Below are 11444 nucleotides of genomic sequence, written 5' to 3'. Positions count from 1 at the left end.
TCAGCGGTCGTCGTTAGTCAGCGTAAACTCCTGAACCAACTCGTTAAGCTCAGCTGCCATATTAATCATGTCTTGGCTAATTTCGGTAATGCTGCGAACTGAATGAGCGTTGCGCGAACTGGCGGTATCAATATCGCGTAAAGCAATGACTACTTGGCTGCTTGCCGTTTTTTGCTGCTGGGTAGATAGCGATATCTGCTGTGCCGCGCTACTGGTTTGGCTGGCGGCTTTTAGTACTGCTTCCAGATCTTGAGCCGTATTGATGCTCACTTCAACGCCTTGTTCGATGGAAGAAGCACCTTTTTCCGAGGTGATCACTAAGCGATTAATCGCTGTTTGAATATCATCGGTATGATTTTCAATCTCCTGAGTGGAGTCCGTGACACTGTCCGCCAGGCGGCGTATTTCATTTGCCACCACTGAAAAGCGGCGTCCAGAATCGCCCGCACTGGAGGCTTCCAATGCAGCATTAAAGGCGATCAGCTTAGTCTGGGCGGCTAGCTTATTGATCAGTTCCATCACCTTGTTGATCTGCTTGGATTTAGCGCCCAGCGTCATAATTTCACTAAGACTCTGTTCGCTATCGCTACGTATATCCTGCATTTTGGACTGCAGTAGCTGCATCGCTGTACTCCCTTTACGGCTGCGCTCTAGGGTTTGGTTAGCAACGTCGACCACCGACTGCGAATGGTCAGCTATTTGGGTTGATGAAGTGGAAAGCTCTTCCATGGTGGAGGTGATTTCCGCCACCGAAGAGGCCATCTCTTCAACAGCAGCCGCCATGGTTTGACTGGCTTCATGGTCAATGTTACTGCCATCCACACCGGATAAGCCTGCGGTCTTGGCCAGTCGATCAGCCACTAGCGTCAGGGCTTGAGAATTCTTCGCCACCGCGGCTATGGCACGGGTAAGGCGCTCAAGAAGCTCGTTCGTCTGGTCGGCCAGGTCACCTAACTCTGCTCTGTCGTCCGTTTTAACACGCCGTGAAAGATCTAGGCTGTGGGTGATATCTTTGAGCTGGCGCTGGAATTGAATCAGTGGACGAATCAGGCTGCCGGTCAATGGATAGAGTAGCAACAACCCCCCCAGCAGAATGAGCAGGCCCATCCCGCTGGATTGTAAAAAACGCTCTCTAGTCGAGGTCAGGTAAGCCTCTTTATTAACTTCGACCATAAGGTAGCGCTGCAGCTCGGGTAACCAAAGGGTGCTGACAAGCAGTATTTGGCCGTTACGATTAATTTCGTGAACCTGCAGTTGTTCGTTATCCAAAAGGCCTTGCAGTGCTGGAGAAGGCAGCGCTTCCAGCGTGGTTTCATCGCTACGAACCAGCAGCTCCCCTTCGGGGCTGAGTAAGGAGGCACGTCCGGCATCACCAAGCTGGAAATCATCAATTAGCGTCGCCATTTTGGTTAGGTCAAGCCCCGCGCCTGCCACGACCAAGGGTCGCCCGTTGGTGGCATTCACCGCACTTCGGAAATTAATAAACACGAAAGCTTCATCTGGCGAGAAGGTGTCGCTATCTAAGATCAGCTCATAAGCGGCATCGCCGTCAGTAAAACGATAGTACCAGTCGTCTTCATTGCCGAGTGGCTGAATAATGCGCTGGAGAAAATCCCCGCTACGAAACTGAAAATAGTAGCCACGCCCTTGATATTGAGCAGCGATAAACAGTAGCTCAGTATTCAGTTGAGCCATTAAGCGCGTTAGATAACTGGCTACCTCATCCTGGCGCTCTTCAGGGAGGCCATCGCGGACCCACTGCTCTATGAAAAAGCTATTGGCGAGGCTTTCTGAAATGGCTAGCTCCTGACTAAGGCTAAGATTGATATGCGCTGCTAACCCTTGAACTTGCGTGGGCAGCTCTTCGTTGAGAAGGTTATCCAGCCGTGCCTCACTATGCGAGCGCGCCTGAAGATAGAGTGCCAAGAGCATCGCAAGTGCTAATACGGTCCCAAAAGAGAGAAAAAGCCTTAGCCTTAGAGGTAGGGATTTCCAGCGCGCCATCATGTTCGCCGTTGCTCCAAAATAAACGGTGGCCCTGAAGACGCAGGAATTGCCCACATCAACGCTGTCGAGAAACGCTCAGGGTGAAGAGAGTAAAGTAATGCTTGCTGCTTTACTCACGATAATGAACTTCAGAATAGTCATCCTGATTTCAGCTTTTTTAAGGACATCTGTCCAGCGTTAATCATTAGATATTGGTGCTCACGTTTACACAATCGCATGAGGCACGAAGCAGGAAGAGTCTTTGGTTATTCGCCCCACGTCTTCACGAATCCCCATACCACAGGCGCGATCTCCGACCACCCAACTGCCGATTAATGCGTGATTATTACCAAACCGTGGCATTGGGTGGTAGGCCTGACGAATCCACGGACTGTCGGTATAGGGGCCGCCTACCGCCTCGCGCTGGCCTGATGGCGTGATCAGCTCAATATTACTGCCTTCTCGGGAAAAGAACGGCTTGCGTACCCAGCCCGAAGGCAGAGCAGGGCTGTTGGCATTTTCGAAAAATGCCGGTAGCAAATTGGGGTGTCCTTCAAAGTGTTCCCAAAGTAGCGGCAAAATACCTTTGTTAGAGAGAATCGCTTTCCAGGGCGGCTCAAACCAGTGGGTGTTTAACTGGGGAATGTTTTCGCCAAAGGCATCATCGGCCATCTCCTCCCAAGGGTAGAGCTTGAAGATCGCGTGGATAGGCTGCTCTTCAAGGTCAACAAAATGCTCCGCCCCAGCACGCAGGCCAATATCTTCAGTATAGATAAACGGTGCGTTAAGACCGGCCTGTACCGCTACATCCTGCAAGTAGTGCACGGTGGCGCGCTCTTCAGCGTTATCTTTAATGCATGAAAAGTACAGCGTACGATTTTCAATACGGTCACCAAGATGTGCCATGGCGTTGATTAGGCGCTCCTGAATCGAATTGTACTGATCAGCGTGGCGCGGCAGTATATTTTGCGCAATGGCTTGTTCAAGCCACACCCACTGGAAGAAACCTGCTTCATAAAGCGAGGTAGGGGTGTCGTAATTGAGCTCCAGCAGCTTCGCCGGACCGTCGCCGGAGTAGGCAAAATCCATCCGCCCATAGAGATGCGGCTGACCTGATTTCCAGGAGTTGTGGATGCTGTCCCACATATGCTCGGGCAACGACAAACGCTGCATTAATGCATTGGAGTGGCAGACTTTATCGACCAGCTCCATACACATTTCATGCACCGCTTCGGTAGGCGCTTCAATGTCTCGCTCTACCTGCTCCATGGTGAACTGGTAGTAAGCATCCTCTTTCCAGTAAGGCTCGCCTTCGATGGTATGAAAATTAAACCCCAGCTCGTGAGCCAGGGCTTTCCAGTTATTGCGTTCAGGAATATCGATTCGCAGCATGTGAATGTTCGCTGGTTAGGAGCCCCAGCCACCCCGTGCCGAAGAGCGCGAGCCGAAACCGCTGCGCTGAGTAGCCGCTTGGCGGTTCTGTACGACCGAGCTGCGCATTGCATCGTTACGCTGGGTGACACGTTGAGTCGCCTGGGTCGAGGCGGTGTTCCAGTTGCCCTGATTCTGACGATTGCGGTATACCGGCTCCTGGTAAACCCGTTCAAAAGAGCGGCCACGGTTGGTGTTAGACATCATGCTACCGACCATGTAACCCATCATGGCGGGCATAAACCAACTACCACCGGTGCTACCGGTAGCCGCTTGGGACTGCTCTTCGGTTGGCGCGGTACAAGCACCTTCACCATTCTCAGCTTCGCACTCTTCAAGGGTGCTATAGCGCGGCACTGCTTCCAAGGACGCTTGGTAAGCGTCTTCACAGGCGCTACGGGTGTAAACGTTCTCCGCAACGCAGTCTTCGACGCTCTGAAAACTACGCGGCTGGTCGAACTCAACCTCAGTAATCTGCTCTTCCTGGGGTGGCTGTCCGCAGGCGGTGAGGCCAAAAGCGCCAGCGCCCATCATCGCCAGGGTTAAGCGGCCGCTGCGCTTACGGCGGGGCAAATGGGGGGTGTGATCGTGTTTAGACATACCGACTCTCTCCTTTACCACGTCGTCGTTACCAAGTCATCGAAGCGGCGTTGAGCAAGCCGACGGCCACGGCCACGCTGGCCATTAAAATGCCATAAGCGTGATGGCCTTCCGTAATGTGCTGGGAGAGGCTTTCACCCTGCTTGCGCAAAAACAGCTTAACGGCGAAGAAGGTGGCTAACTGAACCCCAAACGCCACCACGCTCCAAAGCACAAAATCAAGAAAGCTGATGGAATGCGCCATCGCGCTATAGAGTGGAATCGTAAAACCTAAAATAGAGCCACCATAGGCGGTGGCGGCAGCGGCATTGCCCTGACGAATCAGTGTCCATTCGTGATGTGGCGTAATACGGCTATAGCAGTACATAAAGGCAGCAAGCAATAAAATCGCGGTTAATAAATAAGCGATAAATGACGGCAAGCCGTACAGGTAGTTCACCATGGAGGATATTTCCTTTTATAAGTCGTAAAAAATAGCGCTCTAGAAACAGTCTACCGCTTACATAGCATCGATATCGACCGAAGCAACATCAACGCCTAGGTTGTGCACGACCATAAAGCTGCCTTCGCCATCGTTTTCAGCGCTTAACAGTAAGTACTCCATGCGCTCAGTGCCTTGAATAGGGCGCTCATAGAGCATTGTGTGATGCGTTACATGACGTGCAGAGACACTCTCTGTGGTCATCACCTGCTCATCAAATACTACCGGTGGTGACCATAGGCTATCGCCATTACCCCATACCCGCTGATAGGTGCAGGTGCGGGCTGCGTCGGAAGTCGACGTAAGGGGAATCGTTTGGGTGCCGATACTGTCAGGCTGTTTATCTTCACCGTTTATCAAATTATCAAATTCGCCATCCGAAAGATGGGCCACCCGGTAAAAGTCGAATAGCTTGTATTCAAGCACCTTGCCATTCTCAACATTGGCCTGTAGCCAAGTATCGTTATCCAGATAGAAGCGCACTAGATACGCCCCCTGACCCAGATCAACGTGGCCTACCGCGGCAATATGGTGATAGGCGTCGTCATCCCAACTAAATAGCGTATCTGGGTGGGCGCGCAGACCGATCAGTTTGATATTGACGCGCCCATCGAGTCGCAGCCCTTCAAGGTCTTCCTGACTGACGCCCATTGGCAGGCCTGCCGCTACCGGGCGGCCTGTAGTAGGCGGCTCGGGTGGCTTCTCCGTGGTGGCACGGAAAAGTGCTTTCAGCGTGTTCAACATGGCCTGCCTCGCTAATCAGTTTGTTGGGAGCGGAACGACTTACTCTTGAGTGGTGTTTTTCTTCGCTTTCAGGCGCGCTAACACATCGTCGGCTTTGCGCTGGGTGCCGCCAATGCCTGCTGCTTTCAGACGTGCTTCCAGTGAGCTGCCGCTCTCTTCCGCCGCCATCTCATCGGCTGCGTGCATTTGCGCTGAGTTGAGCTGCTGGCGCTCTTTAATACGCTCCAGTGATTCCATGGCGCTGCTCATGGCACTATTCTGACCCGAGTGGCGAGCCGCGACGGCGGATTGCGCTTTTTGCGCAGATTCAGTGGCTTTTACCACGCTAACCTGCTGCTTAAGCTGACGAAGCTGGTTGTCGGTGCTGCGAATCGCACCACGCAGTTTTTCAATGCTGGCATCGTACTCGCTAACAATTGCGCGTTCTGCTTCCAAATCATCCTGTAGCGCGACCATTCGCTCGGCGACTTCCACCGCCAGCGCTTCCTCGCCTTTGTCTAACGCCGCTTCGGCGCTTTTTTCCAGCTCGGCAATTTTGCTTTCCAACGTGTCCGCTTTATTGCTATTTAGCTGGCGCTGGCCCATCAGGCGAGTCAATTCGGTTTTAGACTGGCTAAGGTTATTTTCTGAGTCACGAATTTCCTGGTCTAAAATACGCAGCGCTTGGGAATCGACCACCGCTTGTCCGGTTTCATTCGCTTTGCCGCGTAGGGCAGTCATGATTTTGCTTAACATAAGAGCTCTCTTTTTTTAAAAACTGTTTTTAAAACGTCATCTTGACGGCGACGATGATCAATAAACCATGTCAGATAAACCAGCTTAGACGAAATGCGTTTGTATCAGTTCAGCGACTTCCATGGCGGCACCCGCCGTGGCGTGTAGCTCAGCGCAAATGGATTCCAGCTTGGAGTCGCCAAATAGCTGCCCGTAGGCCACATAAAAGTCGTGCCCGTCGATCTCGACAATACCCACAGAGGCCAACGGTAACGAAATGCCCTGGCGTAACAGCACTTCGTTGAGTTCGGCAGTATTAGTAACGCTTTCTACAGCAACGATGGGCGCCATGGCGATCCACTCATTTTCGCTGCGCGAGAGTGTGATCGGCAAGTTGCCATAATCATTGAGTTCCCAGATTAGGGTTTGATTCGATTCATCTAAGCTAATGGTGGCTTGCGGCCACTCAAGGGTTGCATTCCCGGCGCTGCTTGACGCTGGCTGTCTGACTAAATGATAGAGTTCGGTGGCGGTGATGCCGCTAGTAACGGTAGGCGTAGTCAAGGCAGTTTGCTCCATCGTTCGTTAAGTGGCTTTACCTTAACATTTAGTAGAGCAAATGGTTCAGATTACCGAAAACCCCGTATCTTTTACCCACTATCTATTGGAGGGGCAAATACGGGGTTTGGGTTTTACTGGTTAAATAGAAGGCTAGGCGCTGCGGTAGGTATCGTTGAACTGTTTGCGCAGTTCATTTTTCTGCACCTTGCCCATGGTATTACGGGGCAATTCATCGACAAAAAATACTCGCTTAGGTTGCTTGTACTTGGCAAGCCGTCCATCTAAATGGCGGATGATCTTCTCTTCTGCAAGCTGGTTTTCTTCATCAGCGCCTGGCTGGCGTACTACCACGGCGGTAACTCCCTCGCCCAAGTCAGGGTGGGGTAAACCGATCACCGCTGATTCAGCAACTTGCTCCAGCTCATCAATCACCTGTTCCACTTCTTTGGGGTAAACATTATAGCCACCGGAAATGACTAAGTCTTTGTCGCGCCCTACGATATGCACATAGCCCTGCTCATCGACCATAGCGAGATCACCGGTGATGAAAAAGCCATCGTCTAATAGTTCTTCACGAGTTTTTTCGGGCATCCGCCAGTAGCCGATAAATACATTGGGGCCGCGGATCTGCAGCATACCAATCTCACCATGGGGGACCTCATCGCCGGTTTCACGATTAGTAATACGCATCTCCACGCCAGGGAGTGGCATACCTACGGTGCCCGCCCGACGCGCTCCTTTATAAGGGTTAGAGATATTCATATTGGTTTCGGTCATGCCGTAGCGCTCAAGAATGGCATGACCCGTTTTAGCTTCAAACGCTTCATGGGTTTCGGCGGTGAGTGGCGCGGAGCCAGAAACAAATAGCCGCATGTTAGCGGTAGCCTCAGGCGTCAGGCGCTCATCCTGGACCAAGCGTGTGTAAAAGGTAGGAACCCCCATCATCACGCTGCCCTTGGGCAGCTCTGCAAAGATCACATCGGCATCGAATTTGGGTAGAAACAGCATGCTGGCGCCCGCCATCAAGGTGACGTTGCAGGCAACAAATAAGCCGTGAGTGTGGAAAATAGGCAGTGCGTGAATCAGCCGGTCATCGGCGCTGAAGTGCCAGGATTTTACCAATGTCTCAGCGTTAGAGGCGAGATTGTTGTGGGTCAGCATGGCACCTTTGGAGCGCCCCGTAGTGCCTGAGGTGTACAAAATAGCGGCCAGGTCGCGCTCGCCAAGTGCCACTATCTCTTCACAGGGCGCTGCTTGGCGGGCGCTCTCCATCAGGCTGCCGTCGGCGTTGCTGCCAAGGGTTGCGACCGCCGGGCAGCCGGTGTCGGCCGCGATAGTTCGCGCCTCATCATGAGTTTTAGGGCGGCAGACGAAGAGCGCAGGCTCGGCATCATTTAAAAAGTAGCGAATTTCATCGCCGGTATAGCCGGTATTTAATGGCAAATAGACGCCGCCGATACGCAGGCAAGCCAAGTAAAGCAGAATCGCTTCAGGGCTTTTATCCACCTGGACGGCGACGCGATCGCCTTTTTTAACGCCTAGCTCGGTCAATGCACCGGCAAGCTGTGCGCTTTGGCTGAGCGCATCGGTGTAGCTATAGCGGTGGCCTTCGCGGGTGGTAATAAAGTCTGCGTTAGCGCGCTCGCGCATTTTGGCGGCAAAGGTTTCAAATAGGTTGTGGCTCATTTGGTGGTCTCTCCCTTGGCCAGCTTACGGGCGCGACGAGCGAGGTCGCGCACCTCATTTGAGCAGGCAACGGTTGCCTTAGCAGTATAGTTTTCGTGATTGCGCTCAATATCATCAAGCACATAGAGATAGTTGACCATCAAGCCCGCCGCTTGTTTAAGGCCTTTATCGGAGATATCGCCCAGCCAGTTGATACGGTGTAGTTCAGCACCGTTGCCTAAGTGAAAGCGGGCCACCGGGTTTAACGGCAGGCCATGGCGGTTTTTCTCATCTACTAAATAACGCGCAGCCAGCGGGCGAATTGCCGCTTTAAGCAGCTCTTCACTGGCTTTGTCTTGGTGCCATCCCGGTGTTTCAAGGGCGTTAAGTGACTTGCGTAGCGGCTCGGGGAGCTGCTCATCGTCACGTTGTTCTTGAAGCCACTGGGCAAAGCCAGGTACCGGCGAAAGGGTCACAAAGTATTTAAGCTGCGGTAGCTCCTGAGACAGCTCCTGAACCACCTGCTTGATCAAAAAGTTACCAAAGGAGATACCGCGCAGCCCAGTTTGACAGTTGCTGATGCCGAAGAAAGCCGCTGTATCGGCATCTTCGGCGTCATCAAACCCTTTTTTCGACGGGCTACTTTCACCCGCTAAAATGGGTTGAATACGGCTCGGTAGGCCTTTATGCAGCGCCACTTCCACAAAGATTAACGGTTCGTCACCAATCGCTGGGTGGAAGAAGGCGAAACAGCGCCGGTCCCGTGCATCCAGCCGTCGGCGCAGGTCATCCCAGTCCTGAATTTCGTGCACCGCTTCGTAACGAATGATCTTCTCTAAAATGGAGGCGGGGGTGTTCCAGTCAATGCGCTTGAGCATCAAAAAGCCACGGTTAAACCAGGAACCAAACAGATGGGCAAAATCGTCATCAATGGCTGTTAATTCAGGCTGCTCTCGCAGCAAACCCAACAGGTCTTCGCGCATTTTGACCAGTTCAAAAGTACCATCTCTGGCAAGATTTAAACGCCTGAACAGCTCCTGGCGACGCGGCTCGCAGGCTTCAAACAGTCGCTGTAGCGTGGGGTTGTCGCGCGCTTCCTGATACGCCGTATAAGCAGTGTCGATGGGCCCTGGCTCGGCCGCAAAGTCGGTCATTAGCCGGGCAAAGAAACTACTCTTTTCAGCCGCAGATAGGCGTTGATAAATCGCCAAGGCGCGACTTGCCAAGGCAATGCTTGAGGCTTCTCCGTCGCTCTCCAGTAACGTTTGGCAGGCCTTAACTAACTGACGATGGTCAGGCGTTAGTGTTTCTGGTTGACGGCGTCGCAACAAGGCATCGCGCTGGGTGATGTTGTTGAACAGCTCCTGCAAAAACAGCATGTTCATGGTCGAACTCCTTAGCCCATGATCAAGTTGGGCAGCCAAAGTGCAATGCCAGGGAAGACGCATAGCAGCAAGATACCTAGCACCATGCATAGCGCGTAGGGCAAGCTGCCCATGAGAATGTCACGTAGTGAAATATCCGGCGCGATGCCTTTAATAATGAACAGATTGAGTCCCACCGGTGGCGTGATCAGACCGATCTCCAGGTTGATGGTCAAAATCACCGCAAACCAGTAGGGGTCGAAATTAGCCGCCAGGATGATCGGTAACAGGATCGGTGCGGTCATGACGATAACGGCCACTGGCGGCAGGAAGAAACCGGCGACCAACAGAAAGAGGTTGATGATGCCCATCAATACCCAGCGGTTAACGTCAAGATCGCTGATCGCAGCTGCGATGGTCTGGGTGATAAACATGGATGAGAGTGCGTAAGCAAACACTTCGGCGGTCGCAATCACCAGCATGATCATTACGCTCTCACGCAAGGAGTCGCGCATGATCAGTTTGATGGGCCCCACCTTCCACATGCGGTAGATAAGTACTGCAAGCGCTACACATAGGAAAGCCCCCACGCCGGCTGCCTCTGAAGGCGTAGCGACACCGCCGTAGAGAGCAAACAGAATGCCCGCAATTACCAGCAGGAAGGGGACGACACGCACCAGCGCCTTGAGGTTGGTATCAACGTTGGCCTTGATGTTTTCTTTCATTCGCTCGGCGGTTTGGGCCATGGGATTGTTGTAGCCCCCTTCTAAGCGACAGGCGATCATCGTCCAGATCATAAACAGCCCTGCGAGCATAAAGCCGGGAATTATCCCCGCCATAAATAGACGGCCAATAGAGGTTTCGGTCGAGATGCCGTAGATAATCATGGTGACCGAGGGAGGGATCAAGATGCCTAAGGTGCCGCCTGCGGCAATACAGCCCGCGGCTACGCCATCTGGATAGCCCCGAGAGCGCATTTCTGGGATGCCCATTTTACCGATCGCCGCGCAGGTAGCAGGGGACGAACCAGAGAGAGCGGAGAAGATGGTACAGGCTCCGATATTTGAGACGGCGAGCCCACCCGGCAAGCGGCCCATCCATAGGTCCAGCGAACGATAAAGATCACGCCCGGTTGGCGATGAAGCGACTGCCGCACCCATTAAAATAAACATGGGGATTGCCACAAAACCAAACTCAGCAATGCGATCAAAAAAAGTTTCACCAAAATAAACCAGCTCTGACAAGCCTCGGTCATAAAGTAGTGCAAGTAAGGAAACGCCCCCCAGAGCAAATGCGATAGGAGTGCCAATAGCCATGAGGATGATCAACGCGACGGCAACAATAATGCCCAGTGTAATAGGATCCATGTTTAAGCCTCCCCGCGCAGAATTTCAGCAATGTACTGCAGCGTTAAAAGGGTGGAGCCTAGGGCCATGGGCAGCAGGCCCGGCCAAAGTAGCGGGTTCCATACCGTGCCGGTACGCCAGTTAAATTCGTAGGCTTCCACCACATACACCCAGGACGCGAAGGCGAGGGCGCCGCAGAAGGCGAGCCCGAACAGCGAGGCGATCAAAAGCATGGCCTTCTTGGCAACACCGCCAAGGGCGTCGGGCAGGATCGTAATAGCAACGTGCCCACCGGTCATAAGCACATAAGGGCTGCCCATCAGCATGGCACCGGTTACGGAAAATACCGTGAACTCGGTTTGCCAACTGGTACTCATGCCAAGCACATAACGGATGAAAACCATCTGACAGATCACCACCACGCCAGCAATGAACATCGCCGCTGCCAAGTAGGCGCTCGACCGGGAAAGCACATCCATCAGGCGTATGTAGCTGGCAATGAGACCGGAACGTTTAACAAGGGATTGGGAATTGGCCATGGCCGTTGACTCC

At 53.0% G+C, this 11444-nt stretch carries 11 protein-coding genes; all 11 read right to left on the bottom strand.

The window, feature by feature from the left end:
* The 11 genes from ACQKE4_RS00420 to ACQKE4_RS00370 all read right to left on the bottom strand — a co-directional run bounded on the left by ACQKE4_RS00420 (position 1) and on the right by ACQKE4_RS00370 (position 11431).
* Entirely contained in the window at positions 1-2007 is a 2007-nt protein-coding gene (locus ACQKE4_RS00420) for a methyl-accepting chemotaxis protein (protein WP_427386410.1), read from the bottom strand.
* Between the two features lie 204 nt (positions 2008-2211).
* Positions 2212-3378 (bottom strand): glutathionylspermidine synthase family protein, encoded by a 1167-nt coding sequence (locus tag ACQKE4_RS00415; RefSeq protein ID WP_427386409.1) that lies wholly within the window; start codon positions 3376-3378, stop codon positions 2212-2214.
* Positions 3379-3393: 15 nt separating this feature from the next.
* Positions 3394-4017: a DUF1190 domain-containing protein gene (locus ACQKE4_RS00410; RefSeq protein ID WP_427386408.1), complete on the bottom strand. Its 624-nt coding sequence runs from the start codon at positions 4015-4017 to the stop codon at positions 3394-3396.
* Between the two features lie 28 nt (positions 4018-4045).
* Positions 4046-4459, bottom strand: a complete 414-nt coding sequence (locus ACQKE4_RS00405) for a DUF350 domain-containing protein (RefSeq protein WP_427386407.1) — start codon at positions 4457-4459, stop codon at positions 4046-4048.
* A 57-nt stretch (positions 4460-4516) separates the two neighbouring features.
* Positions 4517-5242: a DUF2491 family protein gene (locus tag ACQKE4_RS00400; protein WP_427386406.1), complete on the bottom strand. Its 726-nt coding sequence runs from the start codon at positions 5240-5242 to the stop codon at positions 4517-4519.
* Between the two features lie 39 nt (positions 5243-5281).
* Positions 5282-5977, bottom strand: coding sequence for a PspA/IM30 family protein (locus ACQKE4_RS00395; RefSeq protein ID WP_290836302.1), 696 nt, complete (start codon positions 5975-5977; stop codon positions 5282-5284).
* Positions 5978-6061: 84 nt separating this feature from the next.
* Positions 6062-6520: a DUF2170 family protein gene (locus ACQKE4_RS00390; RefSeq protein WP_427386405.1), complete on the bottom strand. Its 459-nt coding sequence runs from the start codon at positions 6518-6520 to the stop codon at positions 6062-6064.
* 147 nt (positions 6521-6667) lie between these two features.
* Positions 6668-8203, bottom strand: coding sequence for a malonate--CoA ligase (locus ACQKE4_RS00385; protein ID WP_427386404.1), 1536 nt, complete (start codon positions 8201-8203; stop codon positions 6668-6670).
* On the bottom strand, positions 8200-9567 hold the full coding sequence (locus ACQKE4_RS00380; RefSeq protein WP_427386403.1) for a malonyl-CoA decarboxylase: 1368 nt from the start codon (positions 9565-9567) through the stop codon (positions 8200-8202). The genes ACQKE4_RS00385 and ACQKE4_RS00380 overlap by 4 nt, the downstream gene beginning before the upstream one ends.
* Before the next feature lie 11 nt (positions 9568-9578).
* Positions 9579-10913: a TRAP transporter large permease gene (locus tag ACQKE4_RS00375; RefSeq protein ID WP_290836298.1), complete on the bottom strand. Its 1335-nt coding sequence runs from the start codon at positions 10911-10913 to the stop codon at positions 9579-9581.
* 2 nt (positions 10914-10915) lie between these two features.
* Entirely contained in the window at positions 10916-11431 is a 516-nt protein-coding gene (locus ACQKE4_RS00370; protein WP_427386402.1) for a TRAP transporter small permease subunit, read from the bottom strand.
* Positions 11432-11444 lie beyond the last annotated feature (13 nt).

This window comes from Halomonas sp. NPDC076908 (genome assembly GCF_050269715.1).
Lineage (GTDB): Bacteria > Pseudomonadota > Gammaproteobacteria > Pseudomonadales > Halomonadaceae > Vreelandella.
Note: the sequence above shows the minus strand (reverse complement) of the source record. Positions and strands in the feature narration are given on the sequence as shown.